A 26,338-nucleotide genomic window follows, 5' to 3' on the forward strand; every position below is an offset into this window, starting at 1 on the left:
AAAAATCGAAAAAAATGACTATTTTTTCAAAATAATTCAATTTTGGCATGGAGAACGGTTCACTCATTCAAAAAAAGCAACAACGCGACTGAATTTATCTTTGTTGAATTAAAATTAAGTTTTAGTATTTTTAGCCAAATGTTTTTTATACATAGCGCAAAGCTTGATTCGATCTATTCAGGTGCATTGATCACATGTTTGAAGCACTAAGATGGATCAAAGAACGCTTTAAAAATTGTGTCGCAAACAATAACGGCCTGTGGGGTAAACATGACAATTATTGATCACTGTTAAAATAAGATTTGGGTAAAATCAAATTTTAAGGATGATAATTAAAAAGCTTTATTTTTTAACTTTATCAATTACGACACAGATGATTAACACGATCAATGATGGGATCACCCATGCAAGATTCTGTTCATTTAACGGTAAGTTTTGAATCATCAAAGGTAAGCTGTCTTTAAAGCTTGTGACTTTAATTCCTTCAATAAGACCAAATAAAAATGCAACGCCAGTAACAGGTGCGATAACCGTGGTTGGGTTATTGAATTTACCCCAAAAGAAGCTCAATAGAATGACCACAATTGCGGGTGGGTAAATTGCACTGAGTACGGGAACTGAAAAAGCAATCAGTTTGGTTAAACCTAGATTTGAAATCACCAATGAAAACAACACCAAAATAACCACTAAAACTTTATATGGAATTTTTGTCAGTTCAGAGAAGTATTCAGCACATGCGCAGGTTAAACCAATCGCAGTAACCATACATGCAATAAAAATCAAAGCTGTCAGGAATAAAGAGCCTAAGTCACCAAAAGCATGTTGAACATAAGCATGCAGGATCACTGCGCCATTTTCAGCATTTGGAGCAGCATCATGACTGCCTAAACCAAGTTTAAATAAGCTGAGATAAACCAGCGTTAAACCTACACCAGAAATCAAACTTGCAATAATGGCATATTTGGTTACGAGCTTTTTATCTGTGACACCACGAGAGTGGATAGCGTGGATAATCACAATACCGAAAACCAAAGCGCCTAAAGTGTCCATGGTTAAATAACCATTTACAAAACCTTCAGAAACAGGGCTGGTAGCGTAATTGTTGATCGCAGGAGAAATTGAACCAGTCGGGATCAGAAATGCTGCAATACCTAAAATTGCCAGTGCAATAATTTTTAGCGGCGCAAGAATATGACCCACTGTATCCAATAATTTATTTGGATAAAGAGAAACTAAAGTCACAAATGCAAAATAGATAACGCTATAAATGAATAATGCTGTACCACCATTTCCAAAGTATGAGGAAAAACCAATTTCATAAGAAACAGTTGCAGTACGAGGTGTAGCAAATAATGGCCCAACCGAGAGATAACACACTACAGTCAATATTAAACTTGCAACTTTACCTAAAGGCGAGCTTAAAATCGCAATAGAACCTTCAGTTTTAGAAAGTGCCATAATGGTAATAACAGGTAAGCCTACAGCTGTGACTAGAAAACCTAGCGCTGCGAGCCATACATGTTCACCGGCTTGTTGAGCAACAATGGGTGGAAAAATAATATTGCCTGCCCCAATAAATAAGGCAAAGGTCATAAAACCTAAAGCAATAATATCCTTTGTACGGAGATTAGTCATAAACTGTGGTTGAAAAAGCAAAACAGCGATTTTAGTAGAAATAGCTTATTTTTTGTATTTTATTTTATGGATAATATTCCCGTTTTTTATAAATTTTAACCAATTAGTCATATTGATTATATTTATGTGGATGATTCACAGTTAATTTTCAAAAATTGAAAAAATCAAAATTTTCAAAAAATATAGAATAGATAAAATCATCATATGGAAAGATTATACTTATTCTAAAATTTATGTGCTTGATTTTGCATTTTTATTGAATAAGATAGGCGGTAAATTGCCCTAAATGTATTGAAAAGGCATATAATATTTTTTCACTTTTGCGGACAGATCCAATGAAAGCTTCTACAGTCACCATTAAAACCGAACAAGACCTTGAAAAATTAAGAGTGTCGGGGCGTTTAGCTGCTCAAGTTTTAGCAATGATTGGTGAATATGTGGAGCCAGGGGTGACGACTGAGTATTTAGACGATATTTGCAATGATTTTATTGTCAATACGCTGAAAGTGATCCCTGCAAATATTGGATATTATGGTTATACCAAAACCACCTGTATTTCTCCAAATGAAGTGGTCTGTCACGGTATCCCATCAAAACATAAGGTTTTAAATGATGGCGATATCATCAATATCGATGTTGCGATTATCAAAGATGGTTATTTTGGTGATACCAGCCGTATGTACTATGTGGGTACAGTTAAACCTGAAGCGAAAAGACTGGTTGAAACGACTTATGAGGCAATGGTGGCTGGGATTCATATGGTCAAACCTGGTGCAACACTCGGGGATATTGGCCATGCGATCCAACAAGTTGGGCAACGTGAAGGTTATACGATCGTTCGTGAATATTGTGGTCATGGGATTGGTAAGATTTATCATGAGCAACCCAACGTATTACATTATGGTCAACCCGGACAGGGCTTAGTGCTTAAAAAGGGTATGGTTTTTACCATTGAACCAATGATTAATGCGGGGAAATCCAGTGTCAAAGAGCTGAAAGATGGCTGGACTGTGGTTACTGCGGATAAGTCATTGTCAGCACAATGGGAACATATGGTTGCTGTCACAGATACAGGATTTGAATTGCTTACACCTTGGCCTGAAGGCACTGGCAACTACCCTGAGATTTAATCTTTAGACTTTGGTCTAATGAATGAATTATGATCGGCGATTTATTGTTTTTTTATCTTTGAAAATGAGATTTTTCTCACTTTATTTGCTGGAAATGTGGTTCTTTTAGGGGATGTTTTCGGTTGAGAAATATCCAATAAGTGTTTTTAAGTATTGGCTTAAATATTAACCAATCGCTAAGATAGCTTCCAGATTCTCGCTGTAGTTTCTATTGTTGTTTCAAGCTTTCTAGCTTACCCATCCTAGGGTAAGCTTTTTTTTGTCTATCGCTTCTCGATTTGCTTTGATTCGACGATTGAAAATTTAAAATAAGATGAATGAGCCTCCATTCATCTTATTGATCAGAATGCTATTTTTTAAGTTTAAAGTTTAAAATAAACGAAACAGCGAATCCAAATAGGAGTCCCCAAAAAGCGGAACCAATCCCAAAAAACTGAACACCTGATGCACTGAATAAGAAGGTGAGCAGTGCGGCTTCACGATCTTTGACTTCATGAAATGCAATCGCAATATTATGGCTAATCGTACCAAACAAGGCGATCCCCGCTAATGCCACAATAAAAAGATGTGGAAAAGACATCAATAGACTTGTCAATGTTGCCGCAAATAGCCCCATCAAAATATAAAAGAAACCACAGCTCATGCCAGCAATATAGCGCTTCGCAGGGTCTGGGTGAACTTGGTCATCCAGACTGACTGCAGCACTGATTGCAGCAATATTCACGGTATAACAGCCAAATGGTGCAAGCAAAGTCTGCGCTGTACCTGTCCAACCAATAAGTTGGTTAACATGGGGTTTATAGCCATAACTTTTAATCATCGCAATCCCTGGTAAATACTGAGATGCCATATTGATTACAAATAAAGGCAGTGCCAATCCGAGAATTGCAGACCATGTGAACTCAGGTGTCATCCATACTGGTTTTGCCAATCCCCACTGTAAGGTTGGAACATGAAACTCCATAAAAAATGGACAAATGATAATTCCTGCGATCACGGTAATCACAATACAATAACGAGCCCATAGCCGTTTAGTGACGATATAAACCGCCAAAAGGCTGAGAATAAATGCCCAGTCGTTTTGCATACTGGCAAATAGAGCAATACCAAACTTGAGTAATACACCTGCCAGCATGGCACTGGTCAAACTCTGAGGAATATACGAAATAATTTTTTCAAATATGCCTAAAAAGCCTAGTGTGGCGGTCAGTAAACCACTCACTAAGAAAGCACCAATGGCTTCATAGAGTGAGTAGCCGCTGGCAGTGGCAATGATGAGTGCAAGTGCAGCGGTTGACCATGAGGTAGCAACAGGATATTTGAATTTCCAAGAAAGAATTAATCCTGAAAGACCTATACCTAAACCGAGTGCCCAAAACCAAGAGGTAATTTGTTCAGGGTTTGCGCCAAGTAATTGAGCCGCTTGTATGACGAGTACAGCCGAAACACTGATACCAATTAAGAAGGTAATGAAACCTGCAAATACAGCAGGTATAGAGAAGTCTTGGAGTAACTTTTGCATGATCCCTTGCTTTTAAATTTGATTGAATGGTTGAAAATGCAACCATCATACATGGATCATTTTAAAGCTTATAGGGTTAATTGGAATTAAATAGCAAAAGGAAAAATAAAATTGAATAAATTCTCATTTTTGGAGAATTTGGCTTTTTTAAAATTAAAACAGTTTAGTCGAAAGTAATTTATACTTACTTATAAAGATTAGATATTGCCTTGAATAGAAAGCGCAGTTTATCCAAAAGAACGATCCAAAAAGAATGCTTTAATCGGGAGATTTATTTAGCTAAAGCAGCTTACATCGTTGAAACAGCAAGCTTTATTCCAAAAGCACAGAACAGTAAGCCTACACAAGCAACACAACCTGCAGCAATTTTGTAGCGTGTATTAAAAAAAGTGGCGAGTTTAACGCCTGAGAAGATTAAGATCGTCAAATAACTCATACTGATGATTTGCAGAATCACTGAAAGTGCCGCAAAACTTAAAGCAGGGTAAGGGTAATCAGGATTGACAAACTGAACAAAGAACGAAAGATAAAATAAAATTGCTTTTGGGTTGAGTAGGCTAATGGTGAGTGCTGTTCGAAATGGATGAAATTGTTCGTTAGTTGCAGTATTCGATGTATTTGTTTGCAACGTTTGTGGTTTGCTCTGCCAAGTTTTGATACTTGCGATCAGTAAACGAATACCGAGATAAGACAGATAGCTTGCACCAACAACTTTGAGAATGATAAATAACCAAGGAAAGGCATGTAGTAGAGAGGCAGCACCTAAAACAGTGCAGAGAATCAGGATTAAATCTCCTGTAAAGACGCCTAAAGCACCGATATAGCCCGTTTTAATTCCAAATCGAGAGGCAATTGACATCACATACAATGAGTTGGGGCCGGGTAAAATGACGATAAAAATAGTCCCTAGTATATATGTCACAATATCGGTAATACCAAACACAACATTCTCACTGTATAAGAAAAGCGAAATAAAAAAGCCGAGCATTTATGATAACAAACTCGGCTTTAGAGTGTGAGCGATTTTAGTGCAATTTTAACCAAAAGCGCATCTACAATTTAGATTTATATAAATCATTCTAAATACATAGATTAGTCAATAAAATCAGCATCTAGGCCAAAAGATTGACGCAATAATAATGCAAGTTGTTCACGTGCTTTGATAAAACCGTCAATCCCACTTTGCAATAATTGGAATGCCATTAAATCATCTTCCAATTGTTGTTTAAATTCTGCTTTAGAGATCTCTTGATGTTCTTGAGCAGTCTGATCAGTGTCTAAGCTGAGTTGAGAAACAACATGACGTTGATCATTGTTCAATTTTTCAAGCAGACCCGGTGCAACGGTTAAAAGGTCGCAACCTGCTAAACCTAAAACTTGGTCAATGCTACGGAAGCTTGCGCCCATCACTTCAGTTTTGATTTGATGTTGCTTGTAGTAATGATAAATTTGTTTAACAGACAATACGCCTGGATCTTTCTCAATTGGATAGCTTTCTACATTTTCAGCTTTTTTAAACCAATCTAAAATACGACCGACAAATGGAGAAATCAAAGTAACATTGGCATCTGCACAGGCTTTGGCTTGGTGTAAACCAAAAAGCAGGGTTAAGTTACAATGAATGCCTTCTGCTTCAAGTACTTTCGCTGCCTGAATACCTTCCCATGTAGAGGCAATCTTGATCAAAATACGGTCTTGGTCGATCCCATATTCTTTATACAATGCAAGTAGCTCTTTAGCCTTGGCAATGGTTTCTTCGGTATTATAGGAAAGGGCTGCATCTACTTCTGTTGAAACACGACCTTCTACAATATTTAAAATTTCGACACCCAATTTGACGGTGAGAATATCGATGGTGCGTTCGACGAGTGCATCTAATTCATAACCTTCTTTTTTTGCTTGGGCATAGGCATCTTCAATCAGCTCACGACTTTCAGGCTGTTGTGCTGCTGCTGTAATGAGTGAAGGGTTAGTCGTTGCATCCAAAGGGCGAAATTGTTGAATTGCGTTTAAATCACCTGTATCAGCAACGATAGTGGTTAAGCGTTTTAATTGATCTAATGCAGATTGTGTCATTACCGATTATTTCTTAGTTAAAATATTTGTGATTTATTTATAACACAATGCGATTTGAGCAAAACAGGAAAATGTACTGAAAGGCCTATTATTTTGTATGAATTCTTTGATTTCGAATGTGATTAATCAAAAAACGAGCAGCTGAGCCTAAGTTGCTCTCACGACTCCAGACTAAGTCGACAAAATATTCAAATTTTGGTGTGAAATCGAGCAAATCTAAGATTTTTAACTTATGTTTGAGCTCTGGATTTTCATTAAACATTTCTAAGGGAAGTACCCCCCAACCCAGTTCTTTTAAAATTAAAGCACATGCTGAGTGGTGATTGTCTGTCCGCCAATAGTTTTTAGAATAGAGTAATTCGGGTTTAATGGTTCGATCACGACTTGCCACGACAATTTGTCTGGATTGTAGGATTTGTTCAAAAGTAACTTGTTTATGTGCTGATAATGGGTGATGAATAGCTGAAACAGGAACCAAGGCTTCTTTTTTAAATTCGACAAATTGCTCACGGCTTTCAAGTATTTCACGTTCAAACATCAATGCCAGTTGTGCCGTCTGATTCATCAGCATTTTCAGCGCATCTTCTTGTGGTGCTGAGAAGATATTAATTTCTAAAGTTGGAAAGTGCTCTCCCAGCAGTGCAATGTATTCAGCCCAGTCTGTATGCAATAATTCTGAAACCACCACGATATTTAATGAGGATTCCAAGCCTTCGCTAAGCGCAATCGCTTGTTGTTTCCACTGATTCATTTCTACCAGCAGTTGTTCAGTTTTTTCATATAAGCGTTGAGCTTGAGGTGTGGGTATTGGTTCACGGCCTACACGATTAAAGAGTTTTAGATTTAAGTCTATTTCCAAGTTGGCGATAGACATACTGACAGCGGAGGGAACTTTGCCAAGCTGTCGTGCTGCTGCTGAAAATGAACCTGTTTCCATCACCGTTTTAAAGATGGTGAGTTGTTCTTGGTTGATATTCATGCGCTTGGCACCATTATGTTTAGTTTTTCAGTCATTAAATTTACTCCAATTCACTCAACCTTTCAATAAAATTGAAAGAACCTGACTCGATTGATCAATATTATAAAAATATAATGCATCCATCGAATCAAGAAAGAGTAGTTTTAAATGATGATTTCCAAAAGAAGGGTTATTCATGCATTAAGCTATGAAGTCATCCTGTTGGTGATCATAGCGATTGCATTAAGTTTTATTTTTGAAGTGCCAATGGAAGTTACCGGCGTATTAGGTGTTGCAATGGCCGTGACTTCAGTGGTTTGGAATATGGTTTTTAACCATTTCTTTGAGCAATTTGAACGTAAGAGAAAGCTTAAACGTACCATTGGTGTACGTATTTTACATGCCATTGGTTTTGAGGGTGGTTTGATGTTAGCCACGATTCCAATGGTTGCTTACGCAATGGATATGTCTTTGTGGCAAGCAATTTTATTGGATTTTGGAATGACCACCTGTATTTTGGTGTATACCTTTATTTTCCAATGGTGTTATGACTTGATTGAAGAGCGTATGGGGGCAAAGCCTGTACATTCTTAATTAAGTCTGCAATGCATTTATTTTAAATTTTAGTGAAAATTTCAAATGTGTTGCGATAGAGATCCCCTTAGTTTTATTGAAAAGTAAGGGGATCTTTTTTATAAAAATTTAATTAAATTAATTTTCTGGAAAAATTGTTTGATTATAAAAAAACTGCAATGCCACACCTTACATTCAAAGTTTAAATAGCTTTGCGTAGGCAATGCCTCACTTTTCGTAAGAGATTCCAAACCTTGCGCTGCAAACAAAGCTATGCTTTGTTTTTGCTCATGTTTGGCGAGGGGTACGTCCTTTACCCCCGCCCAACGGCGACATCCCTGTCGCCCCACGATAGGATCACCATCTATGATTCAAAAGTACAAAAATGAATTGATAACCAATTGTTACTCAAAGTTCATATAAAAACATAAGCTTCATTTATGATCAGTTGCTTGATAGAAGTCACTTGTATAAATAATTAGGTGGTTTGACTATAAGGAATAAAAACTAGGTAAAACATAATCAATAAAATAAAAACCCGTTACACGATCACAGCTCAGTTTAAACAAACTTTTGCAAAAGATAATTGAATTCAATTTGTTTTGTAAAATTGTTCGCCTACAATAGTGACTGTTAACATTTCATAAATGGCTTGCGTTGTCGCAAACATAGAAGAAGTGTCAACAGACCCTAATAAATTCAATATATGTAAGAGATGGATTGAGGCAAATATGGTGCAGACAGTTCAGGAGCAGCTGCCACATAGACACCAGCTTGCTGCTCAAGAATTACTTCAGGTTTCAGCAAATTTAAATAAGATTTATCTTGATCAATTTGACTATTTGTCCGAGATTACTGCGCACAACTTTTTCCAGTTTGATCCACAACAGCATAAATTCAGTCTGGCAAATCAGTTACTCAATATCTATTTTGATGAAGAAAAGGGTTTAATTTTTGATTTAAATTTTGAAAAGTTACCGCGTTCTTTAGAAAATAAAATCAATATCAATCGTTTTGTTCAATATTTCTCTGAAAATATTTATTTTTATACAACAAAATATCATGAGATACATCCGACTGATTTAAAGACCAAAGCCCAAATCATTCGCCAAACACTGATTGAACAGGTTTTTGAGTGGGTGGATGGTGAAAATCGGGTAGAGCAGTATTTATATAATATTAGTGAAGTAGATGCAGAACGTATTGATCAAATTTTGCTGCACTATGAATATTTTGATTATGCCTATGTTTCTGATTTTGCTAAATATGGTAAAGCAATCCCTTTAAGTGTTGAAATTAATATTAAGCATTTAGTGCTGATTAATTCTGTATTGGGTCAAGAGTTTTTACCGATTCAGTCATTGGTACCTAAATTTCAACAGGCCATTTTTTCTTTAGATCAGTTTATTCCAGCGCATTATTTGCGTATTTTAAAGATTTTCCACCCAGAAACATTACGCTTACACGAACTCAGCCAGTATTTTGCAAGTTATCAATTACTGGCTGTACATGCTCAAGAACAACCTCAAATGCTTGCTTATGCAAAATATATGAAACGGGGCTTTTGGCAATATCAGGATTTATTGAGCAAGCAGCACTTTTTACAAAAAGATGTTGAATATTGGGAACAGGATCAAGTTCCACAATTTCCAATTTGTAGCCTTAAACGCACTGCAAATTGGCTATTTAAACAAGATGAACAGGTCAATGATTGGATTAGTCGACATATAAAGGATCCCAATGTCAGGATCACGATCACAGCATTAAGTCTGATTGATACTTCAAAGATTTATCCTGAAGTCACTATAAGTGTTTTAAAGTATTTTAAAAATATTGCAGCGCGGCTATTTTTAATTGAATGTCATTTCTTTGCAATTACAAATGAATGGCAAAATCACCAAAAGAACAATCGTTATAGTTTTTTAAAAACAGAGATTGAAAATAAATCGAATAAGAAAATAATTTCTAATTCTTATTTATATATCGAAGAATGGTTGGATTTCGCTGCGTTGATGTTGGCGGATCAACCACAGATGTATAAAAAAATATACCTTAAGATAAATCGTATCATTCAAGCATTTATGCTGTTTGTACAACACATTGCTCAGGGCTTGCCCACGCAACTGATTAAGTTTATTGATCCGCAACGACAACAACATGCTGAATTTTTTATTCAGTTGCAAAAGCACAATATAACAGTCGATGATTTCCGTAAAAAACTGAAACACATGCAGATTGGTCGTGCATCTAACCATAGTATTTATGACAGCTTTGTTTTGGACTATGTGATGCATTTATTTAATGATCATCACGATATAGAGCGGAATGTCACTTGGTCTGGTCTATATCAACAAGCACAGCGTTGGCATCAACATCATTATTTTGTTGATACCTTATCAACACTTAAAGAAAAAATAGATGTAGAGCATTGGGATCGCGTTGCACCAATGCAAAAGATTTATTTTGAAGAGTGGTGCTATGAAGAACTGAATAGCCTAAAACGAATTATTCAAGAGTCGTTGGTGTTTAAACACTGTTTGGCATTGTCCTATTGTGCGCGGATTGTAGATCGTGAATATGTAGCATTTCATGTATCGAAAGTTGATGATGCGACTCAGGAAATGACTTTGGGTTGTTATTATAAATTAGGACGTTTGGTCTTTGATCAATTGCGTTTACCCAATAATCATATTCCTGATGAGTTTTATATATTGAAAGCTCAAGCTTTTATTGATGATGTAAATCAGCATTTAAAATGGAAAAGCAGTATTCAACCCAATGAAGAATTGGGGAATTTATAGTTTGACGCAGATCATTTTTGAGTGAGCGACTTGGCTTTAATTCACTTTTCATGATGCATTTGGCTTAACTTTTTATGCAAAAATCGTTAGGCTATAGCCGTCCCATCCTGTTTAGGTAATTCAAGGCTGTTATGAAACAAGAAACTGCACTCAAACTTATGAAAGCGGGTGAAAATGTCTTTTTGACTGGATCTGCTGGTGCAGGAAAAACCTATACGCTTAATCAGTACATCAATTATTTAAAAGCACGCAAAGTCCCTGTTGCAATTACAGCATCAACGGGGATTGCAGCAACACATATGAATGGCATGACGATTCATACTTGGGCAGGCATTGGGATTAAAGATACGCTGACTGATGATGATTTAAAGCGTATGAAAGAGCGTAAATACTTAAAAGAGCATTTAGAAAATGCCCAGGTCTTGATCATTGATGAAATTTCAATGTTACATGCCAAACAGCTTAATTTGGTCAATCAAGTTTTAAAATATTTTAAAGAATCTGATGATGCTTTCGGTGGTATTCAAGTGATTGCAGCCGGAGACTTTTTTCAGCTGCCGCCTGTAGGAAAAAATAGCGAACTAAATCGAGATAAATTTTGTTTTATGTCAACCGCTTGGGTTGAAGCAAAATTCCGTGTTTGCTACCTGACGGAACAGCATCGTCAAGATGATTCGGCATTGAATGACGTACTCAATGCAATTCGTGCCCAGAATATTCAGCCACAGCATATTCAAGCGCTACAAGATACCCGTAATCAAGACATTGGCGATACCTACACGCGTTTATATACCCACAATATGGACGTGGATAGCATCAACTTTCAGCATCTCAATGCGATTGAAGGGGATGATCATCAATTTGTAGCGGTGACAGATGGTAATGAAAAGCTGATCGAAACATTGAAATCATCTGTACGTGCCCCTGATGAGTTGACGCTTAAAAAACATGCCAAAGTCATGTTCGTTAAAAATAACTTCGATATGGGTTATATCAATGGTAGTTTAGGTGAAGTCATTGGTTTTGAAGAGGACGATGAACTAGGAATGTTGCCTAAAGTCAAAATGACCGATGGTACAACCTTATTGGTTGCGCCAGAAACCTGGTCTGTTGACAATGAAGGTGGTAAAACCATCGCCAGTCTACAACAAGTGCCATTACGGTTAGCTTGGGCGATTACTATTCATAAATCACAAGGGATGACCTTGGAAGCCGCGGAAATCAACTTAAGCCATACCTTTGAAAAAGGTCAGGGTTATGTGGCTTTATCCCGGCTTAAATCGATTCAGGGTTTAAGATTGTTAGGTTTTAATGATCAGGCGTTGGAACTGGATAGTCTTGCAATTAAAGCAGATCGCCGTTTTCAAGAGTTATCCAATGAAGCCGAAGTGCATTATGCAGATTCAGACTTAACCACACAGCACAATGCCTTTATTCGTCATTGTGGCGGGACGTTAAATACCACTGAAATTGAACGTAATGAAAAGAAGCTGGCGCGTAATAGTGGTAAAACCAATTATGCTTCGGCAACACTTGATGAAACACGTGAATTGTTTGAAAGTGGCTATGAGATTCAGGATATTGCGGTTGAACGTGGATTAACTCCTGCGACGATTATCAATCATTTGGCTCGTTTACATCGAGAACAAGGTTTAGATATCTCGATTGCAAATCCCGGTGAAGAAGTTGTAGAAAAAATTCGTGTGATTTATAAAAAATTAAAGAAACGCCAAGATCCAAGTCATTTTAATGATGATGGTGCGATTAAATTGCGTCCAATCGTTGATTTAACCAGTCCCAAAATGGGCTATGATCAGGTACGTTTGGCATTGTTATTTGTTGAGTGATAGATGTTTTTAGTGATGAATTAATGGCTAAATTTGAGAAAAAGTTATTAAGTCCACGTTTAGCTATTTTGTCTAAATGCAAATATTCTAATAGTTATAATCTCTGCTTTCAGTTGTGCCCATTTTATTATGCGCATGAATTGATAGATTCAAATATTTCTTTTGAAGGGTTGGAGCTACCATCTCCATTTTTAAAAGATTTGCTTGGGTTGACATTGGTTTTTGATGAAAATGAATGTGATGCATTTAATGGGTGTTTTACCATTAAAAGTATCCATAATCCTGTCGATTTATACCAATTGGCATTTATTGAAAGTCGTGACGGTTATCTAAAAGTGATTGCGAAAATTAAGATCGATTTTGAGTTTGAGCAATTTGACGATTTTGAAAATCTAGAATTGGTGATCAATGCTACTGTTGCATCTCAGATCTTATGATTCAATCATTTTAAGTTAAAAAGAATGCATTAACACAGATGTTTATTGATGATTTTGTTAAGGTCTATCAATAGAATACAATAGATGTCGTGCTTTGAATGAGATAAAGAACCATAAAGCGCCCTAGTCCAGAAATGTTTCATCTCATGGTTATTCTTATTCTAAAATTAAAGTGAATTTCAGCATCGTATAGCTGTGTAGTAAATTTGGATGCTATACTCGCACTTTAACTTCCTTCAAAACCAGTGCTTTTTTATGACACTTACGCCACCTTAAGTTTATTTACCTCTTCTAATTTGTAAATAACTCATCACTGTCTAGTGATGTGGTGTAGTCGTTTGTGTGTCGTATATCACATCACTAGCCTATCAAAAAATCAAAAAAATAGGCGCTATTTATGTTATCTAATATCCGAGAACAATGGTTCTCTAACATCCGTGGGGATGTGCTTGCTGGACTTGTTGTGGGGCTTGCACTCATCCCTGAAGCTATCGCTTTTTCAATTATTGCTGGTGTAGATCCAAAAGTGGGTTTATATGCATCATTTTGTATTGCCGTCGTGATTTCGTTTGTTGGGGGGCGTCCAGCAATGATTTCAGCAGCAACAGGCGCTATGGCATTGCTTATGGTCACTTTAGTAAAAGAGCATGGCCTTGAATATTTACTTGCTGCAACAATTTTAACGGGTGTGATTCAAATATTTGCAGGCTATTTGAAGTTAGCGAAGTTAATGCGGTTTGTTTCTAAATCTGTAGTGATTGGCTTTGTGAATGCTTTAGCTATCTTAATTTTTATGGCTCAGTTGCCTGAATTTGTGAATGTGACGTGGCATGTTTATGCTTTGGTTGCATTAGGTTTGGTAATCATTTATTTATTTCCGCTCATTCCAAAATTAGGAAAAATACTACCTTCACCGCTTGTGTGTATTATTGCAATTACGATATTGGCAATGAGTCTTGGATTTGATGTGCGAACAGTTGGGGATATGGGGGCTTTGCCTGATACGCTTCCAATATTTTTACTTCCAGACATCCCTTTGAATGTTGAAACATTGAAGATTATCTTGCCGTATTCATTCGCATTAGCTGCAGTTGGCTTACTTGAATCTATGATGACAGCGACGATCGTGGATGAAATGACTGATACACCAAGTGATAAATATCAGGAATGCAAAGGGCAAGGAATCGCGAATATTGCATCTGGTTTTATGGGAGGAATGGCGGGTTGCGCCATGATCGGTCAATCTATGATTAATGTAAAATCAGGCGGTTCTACTCGCTTATCAACATTCTCAGCGGGTATTTTTCTTCTTATTCTTGTTGTGTTTATTAGTGACTGGCTCAAAGTGATTCCAATGGCTGCATTGGTTGCTGTAATGATTATGGTCTCTATTAGTACCTTTGAATGGCGTTCTCTAACTAGCTTTAAAGCAAATCCTAAAAGTAGTAATGTTGTGATGATCGTGACCGTCATAGTGGTCGTGGCTACTCATAACCTCGCATTAGGTGTACTCAGTGGCGTTTTGCTTTCAGCGCTATTTCTTGCCATTAAATTAGAAGATGATATTCAGGTGAAGTCTACTTTTGAAGGTTCAGCACGTTTATATGATTTAAGCGGTCAGATTTTCTTTAGCTCTTCTGAAAAATTTATGCAAAGTTTTGACTTCAATGAGAAAATTTCAGATGTCATTATTGATTTGACTCACTCCCATATTTGGGATGTCACATCTGTTGCGATGTTGGACTCTGTTGTAAGCAAATTTCGTAAGAATGGAATCAACGTCACAGTACGTGGTTTAAATGAAGCGAGTTCAATTATGATCGATAAGTATGGCACACATGCCAGAATTTAAATTAAGGAGACTCTATATTTATGTAGAGTCTCTAAAATCGGTATAATCTTAATTATGCAAGTGCTTCGTAATATGAATTAGCTAAGATTCATTTATGGGATATATGCCACAAATGCTAAAACTAAAATCAGCAAGAGAGAATGGTTTTAGCTTGTGGAATATTGATACAGCTGAAAAATATAATCAATGTAGTGTAAAAAAATAAAATGTTTGAAATAATTAAGATGCTAACTTAAGCCCAATGTCTAGCTTTTAAAAAAGATTCAAACTTAAAGTAATATTTACAGATTAAAATCAACGAAATATAGATTAGTATTTGATTTATCTCGAATTCCTTATCATTTAGAAAATTTAGTATTTGGAAGTAAATTTGTAGAGCTAAAAGTAAGCTAAAAAAAAATAACACCTCTACGACTTGCTTTTTCTTTTACCGTTCTCATAAATCTAAGCGCTAAAATGTTAATTTAGCGTTAATTTTACAGTTTTTTTATATGTTAATGCTATAATTCTTATCAATATCTAGTGCTTTCAAACGGTTAATACCATGCCACAAATGTTTATTGATTATTCTGACAATATTCAAAATTTAGATAAAAAGAAATTGATGTTGGGCTTAAATCATGCACTGTTTGATACAGGTTTAGTGGGGCAAGCACATGATATTAAATCCCGTATTCAATCAGTTTCGGATTATTTGATTGGCTTTGGGGATGAAAGTGGCGAGCAGAGTAATCAAGCATTTATTTTCGTACGTTTACAAGGTCTAAGTGGTCGTACTGAACCACAAAAAGACTTAATGACTGAAAATTTATCGCAATTTTTACAGTCATTTGAAGATTATTCTGCACAGGGTTTAGAAATTCAGCTCTGTGTAGAGTTTGCTGAAATGCCACGAGAAATTTATAAAAAAGTTTTCGTGCAAAAATAATCAGCTTGGGGCTTAAAAGATAAGCCCCAATCTTTTACTTATTCATTTCTAAGCTCGCATATTGCTTTAACCAGTTTTGGATATCGCGCTTGTAACTCAACACCATTGAGTAACTTTCTTTCAATCTCGCCCGCCGCAAAATCATAGTGATGTTCTGGATGTTGTAAATATACCGCATCACGAATCTCAGACTCTTCTTCGTTTTCATGATGAACGCTATATGCTTCATCAGCAACATAGAGTAGACCCTCAGCCCAAGTGTCGCCTATATCAAAACTATATTTCCCGCTAACAAAGTTTTGAATATCTTCTTGTATGTCATCAAAGAATTCCTTGCCTTTGAGGATTAACCAACATCTAAAATAAATAAAACCATCATCTGATAAATAGGCATCGAAATTGAAAATACCATCTTTTTCAGTAAAATCAGATTCTAAGATTGTCGAGAGTTCTGCGATTTCAGCGCTATAGAGTTGTGAGAGTTTGAGCTGGAGTGTTTTTTCAAAAGTAATCAGTTGTTGTTTATCTAACTGAGATAAATATTGCATAAGATCTTGTAAATGCTGGTCAATATCATAGTCAGACCAGTGAGCATCTTTGTTGTGATTTGACTGGGCTATTGCGTCCCAAAATAATTTTTCTTCTTCTCGTAATGACATCAGTGATTCCATAGGTTTAAGCTTAGTTTTAATACTAAAAAGCAAATTTATCTGTTTAGTTTAAAGACTTAAGACTTCTATATCAGCATATTGCCAAATTTTATCTGCACTCATTTGATATATTTCATCTAAAAATGCGACATTAAAGCTCCCAACAGCTTGGGCTTTTTCAAAAGCCAGTTTTCCTGCAATCGCAAAATGGATATGTGCAGAGACTGCTGCGATCGTGGCTGTTGTGACTGCACTATAAGCTGCAATTAATGCCCCTAAAGCGCAACCTGTTGCCGTGACTTTAGGCTGTAAAAAGCTTCCGCCATTGACCTGAATCACACTATTAAATTCTTTAGATAGAATAAAGTCAGATTCACCAGAAATTGCAACACATTCGGTATGAGTTAAAAGTGCTAAAGCCTGTAAATACACTTCATTGCTTGACACAGTACTGTCTACACCTTTCGATTCAACCTGATTTCCGGCAAGTGCACTGATCTCTGAAGCATTGCCACGAATAACAGTTGGTTTGAGCAAAATCAATTGATCGACCATTTCACTGCGCCATTTGAGAAATGCGCCATAACCGACCGGATCGAGAACCCACGGTGTATTTTTACTTGCTACAGTTTGTGCTGAAATTTGCATGGCCTGCATTTGTTCAGACGTAGGCGTCCCTACATTGATACTTAATGCCGCAGCAATAGAAGCAAAGCTTTCAGCCTCAAATGGGTTATCAATCATTGCAGGGGAAGCCCCAGCAGCCAATAAGACGTTGGCGGCATAATTTGCTGCAACACTGTTGGTGATGCACTGGACTAAGGGCTGTTGAGTTTGCAACTCAGTCCAAGCATCCACAACTTTTTGTAAAATGACATCAGTGTGGGTATGAAGTTGATCCGTTTGAGAATGTGTAATATTTTCAGGATGATTCATAAATGCTCCTTACTGAGTAAAGTAGTGGTCTTGGTGTTTGCAACTGCGACAAAATAATGTCACATAATTTTGTGCATCATACTCAACCGTTAATTCGTTTGAGCCACAATACATACAGCGCTTTTGCGAATAGAAATTTAAGCGTGGTTCGATCTTTTTCCAAGATTTCCACACAGGTTGAAAGAAGATACCTTCATCGTAGCCTAAAAACCGATAAAACAGTATTTCACTCATCCTACTTAATGGAATATTCGGTGGACGTGGCAGGGTTGAGGTTTCCCATTTTTCTGCAATTGCGCGTTCTCGATATTGTTGCACTGTTTTTTTGAGAATATTGGTATTAATAAAGTTTTCGTTACGAACTTGTAGCGCCTTTTTTTGATATAAATATTCAAGCGCAGTTTGAATGAGATAGAAAATTTGCCCAACGGCTAATGTGTCGAGTAGGTGATAACAGAAGATTTGGAAGTTTTTATTGCCCGAAATCTGGATACCCCACGTGCGACAATAATGTTGGGTAAACTGTACAATTTCTTGATACAGCACAACATAGAGTGCATTTTTGACTTCTTCGGATGTTTTAAATGGGATACCTTGGCTTAGATTTTCATAGAACCAATGGCGTAGTTGTGTTGCGATACTAAACATACTCGGTTCGGAATAACCATCCAAACGAACATTGATATAGTATTGATGTGCATCATCACTAAAATCTTTGGCAACAAAAACATTGTCTTTAATCAGTTGATTGAGAAGTTGACTTTGAAAATAGTAATTGGGGGTAATGGGATGATATTTAATCACTTCCCAATCAATAAACTCTTGATGGTTGGTATTTTCATGCACCTGATTGTCTAAAATACTCAGTAAAAATAATTTATGTAAAAAACTGAGCTGGTCTAAACCTAATTCAAAATTATCTTTTTTCTTTAGCTTACGGGTTTCTTGCAAGCGAGTTTCTTTAATCAGTTTACGCCGTTTGCTTTGGCATGTTTCACAATGACAGTTGCGTTGATTGTTTTGAAAAACTTGATGATTGCAATGGCTACATTGGTGAAAACTCACTTCTTTCTCAAATTCTTCAGCTTCAACATAATACATACTTGCCTGACAAAGTGGGCAAAATGTACTTTCATCCAGCTGTTTTTGCAGAATTTGAAGCATAGAGATAAATATATAAATTATTAAGGACTTTTCATTATACACATCTATATAGATGAAAGCTGATTGCTTAAAATGAATGTTTTATAAAATATACAATTCAATGATGATTGAACCCATTGTATGATTATTCAAAGACTAATCTCAACGAGCGAATCCATTTGAGTGCAAGTTTAGATGTTTCGGAATGGGATCATTTTTTAATCTTTTTATCTGGACTGTACGTAGAATGCCATTATGGTATTTTCTTGCTCAAAGCACTTAAAAACATTCAAATTGATCCGATTGAGAACCGTTATATGGGGCGCTTCGTTACGTCAAAACATATTGACCATTCGGAATTATTGCAGGATAAAATAGCGCAGTCTGGTTTACATTATCAGTTTGAAAAGCAAATATTCGTAATCCCTTTACAAAAGTAACAATGTGGGGCTTTGGGGAAATGAAGCTTGTATGGTTTATCAGTTTATATGGTTTAAATGCGGTAAATAGAACGTATCTATTGATTCTATTTACCGATAAAAGGTGATTTAAACAATAATCCTAACGCTTATCTGCCTCAATAAGCAGCAGGGCATGGTAATTCAGAATCCTCAAAATGCTCCATTTTAGCCTGAAGCAATGCCTTGGCTTTTTTAGCTGGAACTTTGTGCTGTCCTAGCATTTCATATTGTTTTAAAAGCGCAGTCACTTCACTGGTTTTTAAAGGAATGCCTTCACAAGTCATAAACATCGCAATAACCTGATGATCTAACTTCGCTTTATCCAGCATTTGCATCGTTTTAATGTTTTCAACACGGACTATATGGTCTTTAAAAATCATGTTGCACCTCATTTTTTGTTGAGTATTTTTATTGTGCGATATACACAACATTAAACAAGCAAGAACTGTGCTCAAAATGTAGTCGCTTTGAAAAAAGTGTAATGTTGTGCATCGAGGTGTTTAATGATTTATCGCGCACCAACGGGTTGGTACAATCCATTACCCTTACCAATATGCGATTGATAGATTGGAATCCATGGTGCGAAGAATATATTTTGTTTCCATTCATTTAGCACATTAAAACCGTTACGTGCAATTGCGATACGATGTTGTACATTGGCCAGATTGGTTGCTGTGAATGGTGCGCGTATAATCAGATAGGGGGTGAAAATTAATTTAAATTTATTGATGCCTACAAAGATATCACCACGTAAGCCTAAATTTTCTAAACTGAGTGACAACATAAAATTATTAATTTTAGCAAAATCACGCATTATTGGCTTATCCCACATCGGCTGTAGAATTTTTTCCTGTTCATGAATACCAAAGCTGATAGCTGCATCTGTAGCCAACTTTTTAAATTTTGATGAATAAATACCTGATCTAAGCGCTTCTTCATCTGCGATTTTTTGTAATTGAAACGCTTGTGTCAGGGTTGATCCATAGCCAGTCAGTTGTTGTGCTAACACCAAAGCATCATAGTGTTGATGCATAATACTGAGTCCACCAATATCTGCCATCACATTGGCTTGCCCATTAATTAATTCATTATTGGCTTGGGCAATGGTGGACTGTAATGTCGGTACATTCATCCCTGCAATAATGACACTTTGACCATTGGTGACATTTAAGGGATCTAAAGCATTGGACAATGAGAAGGTTAATGCATACGTAGAACGGACATCATTGGCTACAAAAATACCCAGATTTGGCCAGAAGAATTTTGGATTGTTACGACTGAGTGCATCGTAATACATTAAAATAAAAGCATTAGTTGCAAGTAATATTTTTTGTTGTGACTGGTTGCCATAAGTATTTATAGCAAGCTGCCTAACTGTGGAAAATTGCTGGCGAATTTTGCTTCGGATACTTTCGTACTGTTGAATAGTGGTAGTAATGGATGGGTCGAATAGAAAGGTTTGATTATTGGCAATGTTGTAAAGTTGCTGGTACAGGTTTTTTTCAGATGTGTTGAGGTTACGTTGTGCCATATTGGCATTCATATTGTAGGCAAGTTTTGAGAGCTGTGCTGGGCTCGCTTGAGTGGCATAGCTGGTTGCTGCCATTGTTTGTGTGGCATAAGGTACGACCAAAACAGCTGTAATACCGATGATACATCTCGTTAATATTGCTTTAAATCTGGATATGGTTTTCTTATTCATGGGGAACATCCTGTTAATTTGTTTTTTAGAATTATGCTTATTTTGAATGTGTGCTATTCAAAGGGTATAGGGTCTGCTGATAATTCGTCTATGTTTGCGACTACGTGTGTTTTTTAGGTGATACTAGGCGCGAAATACGAAATTTAGTCATTCTAAATAATGAGAAACATCGTTTCGCAAGGTAATACGTAGCGGCAAAAAACACACTAGTCCCCCGCTGCGCCTTGCGCTGCAAACAAAGCAGTGCTTTGTTCTTGCTCAGGGTTGTGGCTAAAATTATCTCAGCCTACGTTATGAAACTCGAAAATAGTCTCGCTATTCTCTTCATTTCCTGCCTTGTCTGCTCAATTTTAACCTACAACGCAAGCCATTTATGAAATGTCAACAGACCCTAGTTATAAATAAGAAAAAATAAATTTAAAATGTGCTTTTAGGACAAGCAGATGAATGGTTTTTCCAGTAAATGATAAAATTATGTGATAAGTAAAATGAATATAGTTTCATTATAAAAATCAGAACAAATCGCCATTGTCATAAAACTGTCATCACGACATTGCATAGTGCAATAAATTTTACATATATTTGACATAAGAGTAGAGCAATATGGCATTTAAATACGGCGTTGCTGCATTAGCTTTAATGCTAAGCGGATCAGTTTTTGCAGCAGTCACCTTATCTGCGCCAGAAGAAATTGTAGTATTGGCGGTGAACGATCAAGAAGTGAATTCAGGTTTAATCCGTAAAAAGAATGAATATAAAGTCGATGCAGGTCAAGTTGCGGTAAGTGTTCGTTATCAACAATATTTTGAACATTTAAATGGTGAACATGATATTTTAAAGTCGGGTGTGGTTACAGTGACTGCGCCAGATTTAAAAGATGGTCAAACTTATAAAATTGCTTTAGTGAATCCGCCTCAGCGTTTTGAAGATGCAAAAAAATATGCAGAACAACCAACGATTGCGATTTATGACAATAAAAACCGTCTCGTGGTGCAACAGACTGGTGTAAATACTGAAGCGAAGCCTTGGTTAGGTTCTGGTTTATTTGGCAAAGTGATTGATTTAACTTCAAGTAAAAAAGCGCCAGTAAATCAACCCGCAGCTGTATATGCAACAACGACAAGCCAATCACCAGCAGCAACCACAGTTAGCAAGACCACTCAAACCGTGAGTGACGCCAATTCAGCAGATCGCCAATTGATTCAAATCTGGCAAAATGCAAGCAAGGCGGAACGTCAGAAGTTTATGACTTGGTTAGCTGAGCAATAATTTGAAGTACATGTAAAAGACCATTTCGATGGTCTTTTTTGTATCTAACTGAGTAATCATTGAATAATACAATTTTATAAAAGTTAATTTATAGTACTGCGGAGTTTGCACTGCCACATCTTTCCTTGAAAATTTAAATATCTTCGTGTAGGCAATGCCTCACTTTTTAGAGATAAAAAGTGACAAAAATCTTTCGTTTGGCGAGGGGTACATCCTATACCCCCGCCCAACGGCGACATCCATATCGCCACACGACAGACACACCAGATATGATTAAATAATGCAAAAAGCATAAATGGCTTGATTGATATAATCTTCATCATCTTGATGAGTATAAATTATTCTATGGGTAAGACGGAATTGAGTGAGAATAAGGCTTTTCTCTCTATCATTTTTGTTTTATAAAATACTTTGCTCAGCCTTAAAATGATAGAAATAAAACTTGATAAAATATCAGCTTAATTTTAGAACAGCACGAATATCTGATATTACAAATTTAGTTGATTTGATTAATTCTGCTTATCGACAACAAGACGGTCGTAGTTGGACGAGTGAATCAGAGATTGTCACGGGTGATCGAATCAATACCGAGCAATTAGAACAAGCATTGGCTCAAGATAATTTTCAGTTATTTGTTGCTGAATTGGATGAGCACATTGTGGCATGTATTGGTCTGACTTTTATCCAGCATGATGTGGAAATCGGCACATTTTGTATTGCAGCTCAATTACAAAATCAAGGTATTGGCAAATATGTTTTAGATTTTGCTGAACAGTATGTGCATGGCAAGGTTCTATCCAACCATTGTCATTTTACGCATTTCGTTATGTGGGTTTTAAGTGTACGTCATGAATTGATTGCTTATTATCAGCGCCGTGGCTATATACGAACAGGAAGAGTGGAGGATTATCCTTTAAATGCAAATGTAGGCATACCTATTGTAGATTTGCATTTAATCGAAATGAGAAAGAGTGTCGCGAGTAAAGCTTCATCCAATTAAAATAAAACCCTGAATAAATCAGGGTCTTATTTTTTCAAATATAGGACTTAGCTAAAGAACCAAGTGTAATAGCCCCATAGCATGAGTGGCCATGCGACATAGGGACTAAATAACCATTTCCATAACCAAAACTGTGGTAGAAATCCTACCCCATGTATAAAGCCACCTGAAATACCAATCATCACCATCATGAGCGCACTATGGTTATAGTGACCATTGGCATCAAGCATGGCGCCAGGGTGAATCAACAATACCGCAGCAAGAGGCAATGCCATCAAAAACGAAATGGCCATTGCAAACTTATTCGGCTTTCTTTCTTTTGTTGTCATTGCGATCTCTGTCATGGTTTATTCCTCATCCAAATCTTGATGATGTTCAATATAGAGTGCACTTAACACACCTGCAAAACACGCCATCAAGATCCCAAGAATCCAAGCGAAATACCACATAAATATTCTCCTATTTGCTTAGACACAGCCTTAGTACAGGCTGTGTGAGTTATCTTGAACATGTTTGTTGGTGATAACGCCCCACATTTTGTAATAACACCATGTGGTATAGATTAAAATAATTGGCACAAATATAGAAGCAACCACAGTCATTACTGTCAATGTATTCTTACTCGAAACCGCATCCCACATTGTTAAACTTACAGTTGGGTTGATACTTGATGGCATTAAGAATGGGAACAGTGCAAAACCAGCAGTTAAAATTGAACCAGTCACCGCTAAGGTAGAACCTGTAAAGCTCACGCCAGCTTTGTTTTTACCAGCACCAAAGATAATCAGGATTGCGCCAAGGATTGCAGAAATAGGTGCAAGCATTGTGATTGGGTAGATTGAATAGTTATTCATCCAACCATGGTTACCTGTTGTTAATACTTCTTTCGCAAGCGGATTGGCAACAGCATTGGTATTAAATGGCTGTACCAAAGTATATCCTTCGATGCCACCAAAATATAACCAAGCACCCACGCCCAAGAAGGTAACTAAGAAGAGTATACCCATCAATTGCGTTGCTTTAGCAGAACGTTGACGTAATACACCATCTGTACGTAGCATTAACCATGCGCCACCATGTGCACACAGCATCGACAAGCTTACTATACCGCAAACCAATGCAAATGGATTAAGCAGGGCAAAGAAGCTACCTGTATAAGTTGAACGTACAGTCTCATCTAAAGTAAACGGGACGCCTAAGAACATATTACCAAATGCAACACCGAAAACTAGCGCAGGTACAGCACCGCCGATACATAGGCCCCAATCCCAGGAATTACGCCATTGGGTATTTTGCAGTTTAGAGCGATAGTCAAAGCCAACAGGTCTCAGGAAGAGTGCAAATAAGACCAGCAACAGCGCCCAATACATACCGGAAAAAGCCGTTGCATAAACCATAGGCCAAGCAGCAAATAGTGCGCCACCCGCAGTCACGAACCAAACTTGGTTACCTTCCCAATGCGGTGCAATGGTATTGATTGCTGCACGGCGTTCATCATCAGTTTTACCTACAAATGGCATCAGTGCCATTGAGCCCATATCGAAACCATCTGTGAGGGCAAAGCCAATCAGTAGAACACCGACTAAAACCCACCAGATAATTTTGAGAAGTTCATATTCGATCATGATTGATTCTCCCCAGTTTGAGCTTGCTGAGCTTCAAGTTTCTCGAAGTGATATTTACCTGTATGTAAAGAGCTTGGTCCTAAGCGTGAGAATTTGATCATTAAATACATTTCAATAATCAATAACACAGTATAGAACGCGGCTAATGCAATGATTGATCCCCATACATCGCCAGTGCTTAAACTTGAGGCAGAGAGATGTGTAGGCAACACTTCACCAATGGTCCACGGTTGACGACCACCTTCTGCTACATACCAACCTGTTTGTGCTGCAATCCAAGGTAAAGGTAGTGCAAACAATGCAAATTTAAGTAACCATGGTTTATTTTCTGCATTGCGTTTTGCCACAGCAAATGTTGCAAGAATAAACAGGAGTAGCATTAAGAAACCAGAAGCGACCATTGCACGGAAAGAGAAGAACAATGCGGTTACATTTGGAATGGTATCTTTTGTTGCTGCTTGAATATGTGCTTCAGAAGCATCTGTTACATTTTCAGTATATTTTTTAAGAAGTAAGCCATAACCTAAATCTTTTTGGTTTTCTTTGAACGATGCCATAAGTTCAGGTGAGCGGTCACCAGCACGAAGTTTTTCAAGTTCGCTATATGCCACCATACCATTACGGATACGGGCCTCATGTTGAACCATCAAATCTTTAAGCCCAGTGACTTCTTTATCGAGTGAACGTGTGGCAATAATACCCATCGCATACGGGATTTTTATGGCATAGTCAGTACGTTGTTCTTCCTGATTTGGAATACCAAATAAAGTAAATGGCGCAGGTGCAGGATGTGTTTCCCACTCAGACTCAATTGCAGCCAACTTGGTTTTTTGAACATCACCAAGCTCATAACCAGATTCATCACCCAATAAGATGACTGAAAGTGTAGACGCTAAACCAAAGATTGCAGCGATGGCGAAAGAGCGACGCGCAAATGGTAAATCACGTTTTTTCAATAAGTAATAACTTGAAATGGCGAGAACAAAGATTGCACCAGTCACATAACCTGCAGACACCGTGTGAACAAATTTCACTTGAGCAACTGGGTTAAAAATCAAAGCACCAAAGTCGACAAGTTCCATACGCATGGTTTCAAAATTAAATTCTGAACCGACAGGATTTTGCATCCAACCATTAGCAACTAAAATCCATAATGCGGATAAATTCGAACCCAGCGCAACTAACCACGTCACACTTAAATGTTGAACTTTTGAAAGGCGATCCCAGCCAAAGAAGAATAAACCAATAAAAGTTGATTCTAGAAAGAATGCCATCAATCCTTCAATGGCAAGTGGCGCACCAAAAATATCACCCACATAGTGAGAGTAGTACGCCCAGTTTGTACCGAACTGGAATTCCATGGTCAGACCAGTGGTTACACCTAAAGCAAAGTTAATACCAAAAAGTTTGCCCCAGAATTTGGTCATGTCTTTATAAATTTCTTTACCAGAAATCACATAAGTGGTTTCCATAATGGCAAGAATAAAAGCCAGACCTAGAGTAAGTGGTACAAATATAAAGTGATACATCGCGGTCATTGCAAATTGGAACCGCGAAAGATCGACCACGCTTTCAGAAATCATCAACGTGTCTCCTTGATTTGGGAAGGACTGCCAGCAATACGCTCAGCAACTTGGTTATCAAAATCTTTAGGAATAGTCGGCGCATCAAACCAGATATGTTTGATCGTCATTAAAAGGGCAATCTTAATTATTAATATGACTGCAATTTCTCTGACAAGCCGACGGTTTAAATCGTTAGGTTTTAAGCTCATGCGTTAAGCCTATTATTTA

At 37.1% G+C, this 26,338-nt stretch carries 25 protein-coding genes; 10 read left to right on the forward strand and 15 right to left on the reverse strand.

Going from position 1 to position 26,338, the window contains the following annotated elements; genetic code table 11:
• Positions 1–342: 342 nt before the first annotated feature.
• Complete coding sequence (gene brnQ / locus GJV03_RS06220) at positions 343–1,635, reverse strand: branched-chain amino acid transport system II carrier protein (RefSeq protein WP_004719637.1); 1,293 nt, start codon at positions 1,633–1,635, stop codon at positions 343–345.
• Between the two features lie 335 nt (positions 1,636–1,970).
• Here brnQ and map point away from each other — a divergent pair, with 335 nt between their 5' ends.
• The gene (map, locus tag GJV03_RS06225) at positions 1,971–2,765 is read left to right on the forward strand and encodes a type I methionyl aminopeptidase (RefSeq protein ID WP_056511782.1); all 795 of its coding nucleotides are present in this window, start codon (positions 1,971–1,973) and stop codon (positions 2,763–2,765) included.
• A 349-nt stretch (positions 2,766–3,114) separates the two neighbouring features.
• Here the strand turns inward: map and GJV03_RS06230 are convergent, their stop codons facing one another.
• From GJV03_RS06230 to GJV03_RS06245, 4 genes are all read right to left on the reverse strand, one after another.
• Positions 3,115–4,287 carry a benzoate/H(+) symporter BenE family transporter gene (locus GJV03_RS06230; RefSeq protein ID WP_056511779.1) on the reverse strand — a complete coding sequence of 391 codons (1,173 nt, stop codon included), beginning with the start codon at positions 4,285–4,287 and terminating at the stop codon, positions 3,115–3,117.
• A gap of 289 nt (positions 4,288–4,576) precedes the next feature.
• Positions 4,577–5,230, reverse strand: coding sequence for a leucine efflux protein LeuE (gene leuE / locus GJV03_RS06235; protein ID WP_105712446.1), 654 nt, complete (start codon positions 5,228–5,230; stop codon positions 4,577–4,579).
• A 149-nt stretch (positions 5,231–5,379) separates the two neighbouring features.
• On the reverse strand, positions 5,380–6,363 hold the full coding sequence (tal, locus tag GJV03_RS06240) for a transaldolase (RefSeq protein WP_151957789.1): 984 nt from the start codon (positions 6,361–6,363) through the stop codon (positions 5,380–5,382).
• A gap of 88 nt (positions 6,364–6,451) precedes the next feature.
• Complete coding sequence (locus GJV03_RS06245) at positions 6,452–7,342, reverse strand: LysR family transcriptional regulator (RefSeq protein WP_034618362.1); 891 nt, start codon at positions 7,340–7,342, stop codon at positions 6,452–6,454.
• Positions 7,343–7,489: 147 nt separating this feature from the next.
• Between GJV03_RS06245 and aceI the strand changes: the two genes are divergently transcribed.
• The 6 genes from aceI to GJV03_RS06275 all read left to right on the forward strand — a co-directional run bounded on the left by aceI (position 7,490) and on the right by GJV03_RS06275 (position 15,759).
• Positions 7,490–7,915 carry a chlorhexidine efflux PACE transporter AceI gene (gene aceI / locus GJV03_RS06250; protein ID WP_004822192.1) on the forward strand — a complete coding sequence of 142 codons (426 nt, stop codon included), beginning with the start codon at positions 7,490–7,492 and terminating at the stop codon, positions 7,913–7,915.
• 710 nt (positions 7,916–8,625) lie between these two features.
• On the forward strand, positions 8,626–10,695 hold the full coding sequence (locus tag GJV03_RS06255; RefSeq protein ID WP_154129686.1) for a hypothetical protein: 2,070 nt from the start codon (positions 8,626–8,628) through the stop codon (positions 10,693–10,695).
• A 131-nt stretch (positions 10,696–10,826) separates the two neighbouring features.
• On the forward strand, positions 10,827–12,542 hold the full coding sequence (locus GJV03_RS06260; RefSeq protein WP_004822190.1) for an AAA family ATPase: 1,716 nt from the start codon (positions 10,827–10,829) through the stop codon (positions 12,540–12,542).
• Positions 12,543–12,565: 23 nt separating this feature from the next.
• Positions 12,566–12,979: a hypothetical protein gene (locus GJV03_RS06265; protein WP_105712450.1), complete on the forward strand. Its 414-nt coding sequence runs from the start codon at positions 12,566–12,568 to the stop codon at positions 12,977–12,979.
• Between the two features lie 397 nt (positions 12,980–13,376).
• On the forward strand, positions 13,377–14,831 hold the full coding sequence (locus tag GJV03_RS06270) for a SulP family inorganic anion transporter (RefSeq protein WP_154129687.1): 1,455 nt from the start codon (positions 13,377–13,379) through the stop codon (positions 14,829–14,831).
• 544 nt (positions 14,832–15,375) lie between these two features.
• Complete coding sequence (locus GJV03_RS06275) at positions 15,376–15,759, forward strand: hypothetical protein (protein WP_004719658.1); 384 nt, start codon at positions 15,376–15,378, stop codon at positions 15,757–15,759.
• Positions 15,760–15,797: 38 nt separating this feature from the next.
• On the opposite strand, the gene GJV03_RS06280 is transcribed toward GJV03_RS06275, so the two are convergent.
• The 3 genes from GJV03_RS06280 to GJV03_RS06290 are packed head-to-tail and all read right to left on the reverse strand — an operon-like array spanning position 15,798 to position 18,509.
• Positions 15,798–16,418 carry a DUF4240 domain-containing protein gene (locus GJV03_RS06280; RefSeq protein ID WP_154129688.1) on the reverse strand — a complete coding sequence of 207 codons (621 nt, stop codon included), beginning with the start codon at positions 16,416–16,418 and terminating at the stop codon, positions 15,798–15,800.
• A gap of 60 nt (positions 16,419–16,478) precedes the next feature.
• Entirely contained in the window at positions 16,479–17,345 is an 867-nt protein-coding gene (gene thiM, locus GJV03_RS06285; protein ID WP_154129689.1) for a hydroxyethylthiazole kinase, read from the reverse strand.
• Between the two features lie 9 nt (positions 17,346–17,354).
• Complete coding sequence (locus tag GJV03_RS06290) at positions 17,355–18,509, reverse strand: hypothetical protein (RefSeq protein WP_004719663.1); 1,155 nt, start codon at positions 18,507–18,509, stop codon at positions 17,355–17,357.
• Positions 18,510–18,667: 158 nt separating this feature from the next.
• On the opposite strand from GJV03_RS06290, the gene GJV03_RS06295 reads away from it, so the two are divergent.
• A complete protein-coding gene (locus tag GJV03_RS06295) occupies positions 18,668–18,928 on the forward strand; it encodes a DUF6678 family protein (RefSeq protein WP_154129690.1) in 261 nt (86 codons plus the stop codon).
• Positions 18,929–19,065: 137 nt separating this feature from the next.
• Here the strand turns inward: GJV03_RS06295 and GJV03_RS06300 are convergent, their stop codons facing one another.
• On the reverse strand, positions 19,066–19,329 hold the full coding sequence (locus GJV03_RS06300) for a hypothetical protein (RefSeq protein ID WP_004719666.1): 264 nt from the start codon (positions 19,327–19,329) through the stop codon (positions 19,066–19,068).
• Positions 19,330–19,457: 128 nt separating this feature from the next.
• Positions 19,458–20,651, reverse strand: a complete 1,194-nt coding sequence (locus GJV03_RS06305; RefSeq protein ID WP_154129691.1) for a hypothetical protein — start codon at positions 20,649–20,651, stop codon at positions 19,458–19,460.
• 603 nt (positions 20,652–21,254) lie between these two features.
• Here GJV03_RS06305 and GJV03_RS06310 point away from each other — a divergent pair.
• Together GJV03_RS06310 and GJV03_RS06315 are read left to right on the forward strand one after the other, a co-directional pair.
• Positions 21,255–21,920 carry a DUF2057 domain-containing protein gene (locus GJV03_RS06310; protein ID WP_034613883.1) on the forward strand — a complete coding sequence of 222 codons (666 nt, stop codon included), beginning with the start codon at positions 21,255–21,257 and terminating at the stop codon, positions 21,918–21,920.
• Between the two features lie 445 nt (positions 21,921–22,365).
• Positions 22,366–22,920, forward strand: coding sequence for a GNAT family N-acetyltransferase (locus tag GJV03_RS06315; RefSeq protein WP_354666837.1), 555 nt, complete (start codon positions 22,366–22,368; stop codon positions 22,918–22,920).
• Positions 22,921–22,967: 47 nt separating this feature from the next.
• On the opposite strand, the gene GJV03_RS06320 is transcribed toward GJV03_RS06315, so the two are convergent.
• Genes GJV03_RS06320 through cydP form a run of 5 tightly spaced genes read right to left on the reverse strand, consistent with a single transcriptional unit; the run spans position 22,968 to position 26,319 of the window.
• Complete coding sequence (locus tag GJV03_RS06320) at positions 22,968–23,264, reverse strand: cyd operon YbgE family protein (protein ID WP_056511744.1); 297 nt, start codon at positions 23,262–23,264, stop codon at positions 22,968–22,970.
• A gap of 3 nt (positions 23,265–23,267) precedes the next feature.
• Complete coding sequence (gene cydX / locus GJV03_RS06325) at positions 23,268–23,369, reverse strand: cytochrome bd-I oxidase subunit CydX (RefSeq protein WP_002120988.1); 102 nt, start codon at positions 23,367–23,369, stop codon at positions 23,268–23,270.
• Positions 23,370–23,399: 30 nt separating this feature from the next.
• On the reverse strand, positions 23,400–24,545 hold the full coding sequence (gene cydB / locus GJV03_RS06330) for a cytochrome d ubiquinol oxidase subunit II (protein ID WP_004719675.1): 1,146 nt from the start codon (positions 24,543–24,545) through the stop codon (positions 23,400–23,402).
• The gene (locus GJV03_RS06335; RefSeq protein WP_004719676.1) at positions 24,542–26,128 is read right to left on the reverse strand and encodes a cytochrome ubiquinol oxidase subunit I; all 1,587 of its coding nucleotides are present in this window, start codon (positions 26,126–26,128) and stop codon (positions 24,542–24,544) included. The genes cydB and GJV03_RS06335 overlap by 4 nt, the downstream gene beginning before the upstream one ends.
• Positions 26,128–26,319: a cytochrome oxidase putative small subunit CydP gene (gene cydP, locus GJV03_RS06340; RefSeq protein WP_004719678.1), complete on the reverse strand. Its 192-nt coding sequence runs from the start codon at positions 26,317–26,319 to the stop codon at positions 26,128–26,130. The genes GJV03_RS06335 and cydP overlap by 1 nt, the downstream gene beginning before the upstream one ends.
• Positions 26,320–26,338 lie beyond the last annotated feature (19 nt).

It is taken from the genome of Acinetobacter sp. RIT698 (genome assembly GCF_009668065.1).
GTDB classification, from domain to species: domain Bacteria; phylum Pseudomonadota; class Gammaproteobacteria; order Pseudomonadales; family Moraxellaceae; genus Acinetobacter; species Acinetobacter guillouiae.

Excerpts from the sequence above, each read along its gene's own strand:
- brnQ (WP_004719637.1), bottom strand. The coding sequence starts at position 1,635 with ATGACTAATCTCCGTACAAAGGATATTATTGCTTTAGGTTTTATGACC.
- map (WP_056511782.1), top strand. The coding sequence starts at position 1,971 with ATGAAAGCTTCTACAGTCACCATTAAAACCGAACAAGACCTTGAAAAA.
- GJV03_RS06230 (WP_056511779.1), bottom strand. The coding sequence starts at position 4,287 with ATGCAAAAGTTACTCCAAGACTTCTCTATACCTGCTGTATTTGCAGGT.
- tal (WP_151957789.1), bottom strand. The coding sequence starts at position 6,363 with ATGACACAATCTGCATTAGATCAATTAAAACGCTTAACCACTATCGTT.
- GJV03_RS06245 (WP_034618362.1), bottom strand. The coding sequence starts at position 7,342 with ATGAATATCAACCAAGAACAACTCACCATCTTTAAAACGGTGATGGAA.
- aceI (WP_004822192.1), top strand. The coding sequence starts at position 7,490 with ATGATGATTTCCAAAAGAAGGGTTATTCATGCATTAAGCTATGAAGTC.
- GJV03_RS06255 (WP_154129686.1), top strand. The coding sequence starts at position 8,626 with ATGGTGCAGACAGTTCAGGAGCAGCTGCCACATAGACACCAGCTTGCT.
- GJV03_RS06260 (WP_004822190.1), top strand. The coding sequence starts at position 10,827 with ATGAAACAAGAAACTGCACTCAAACTTATGAAAGCGGGTGAAAATGTC.
- GJV03_RS06265 (WP_105712450.1), top strand. The coding sequence starts at position 12,566 with ATGGCTAAATTTGAGAAAAAGTTATTAAGTCCACGTTTAGCTATTTTG.
- GJV03_RS06270 (WP_154129687.1), top strand. The coding sequence starts at position 13,377 with ATGTTATCTAATATCCGAGAACAATGGTTCTCTAACATCCGTGGGGAT.
- GJV03_RS06275 (WP_004719658.1), top strand. The coding sequence starts at position 15,376 with ATGCCACAAATGTTTATTGATTATTCTGACAATATTCAAAATTTAGAT.
- GJV03_RS06280 (WP_154129688.1), bottom strand. The coding sequence starts at position 16,418 with ATGTCATTACGAGAAGAAGAAAAATTATTTTGGGACGCAATAGCCCAG.
- thiM (WP_154129689.1), bottom strand. The coding sequence starts at position 17,345 with ATGAATCATCCTGAAAATATTACACATTCTCAAACGGATCAACTTCAT.
- GJV03_RS06290 (WP_004719663.1), bottom strand. The coding sequence starts at position 18,509 with ATGCTTCAAATTCTGCAAAAACAGCTGGATGAAAGTACATTTTGCCCA.
- GJV03_RS06300 (WP_004719666.1), bottom strand. The coding sequence starts at position 19,329 with ATGATTTTTAAAGACCATATAGTCCGTGTTGAAAACATTAAAACGATG.
- GJV03_RS06305 (WP_154129691.1), bottom strand. The coding sequence starts at position 20,651 with ATGAATAAGAAAACCATATCCAGATTTAAAGCAATATTAACGAGATGT.
- GJV03_RS06310 (WP_034613883.1), top strand. The coding sequence starts at position 21,255 with ATGGCATTTAAATACGGCGTTGCTGCATTAGCTTTAATGCTAAGCGGA.
- GJV03_RS06320 (WP_056511744.1), bottom strand. The coding sequence starts at position 23,264 with ATGACAGAGATCGCAATGACAACAAAAGAAAGAAAGCCGAATAAGTTT.
- cydX (WP_002120988.1), bottom strand. The coding sequence starts at position 23,369 with ATGTGGTATTTCGCTTGGATTCTTGGGATCTTGATGGCGTGTTTTGCA.
- cydB (WP_004719675.1), bottom strand. The coding sequence starts at position 24,545 with ATGATCGAATATGAACTTCTCAAAATTATCTGGTGGGTTTTAGTCGGT.
- GJV03_RS06335 (WP_004719676.1), bottom strand. The coding sequence starts at position 26,128 with ATGATTTCTGAAAGCGTGGTCGATCTTTCGCGGTTCCAATTTGCAATG.
- cydP (WP_004719678.1), bottom strand. The coding sequence starts at position 26,319 with ATGAGCTTAAAACCTAACGATTTAAACCGTCGGCTTGTCAGAGAAATT.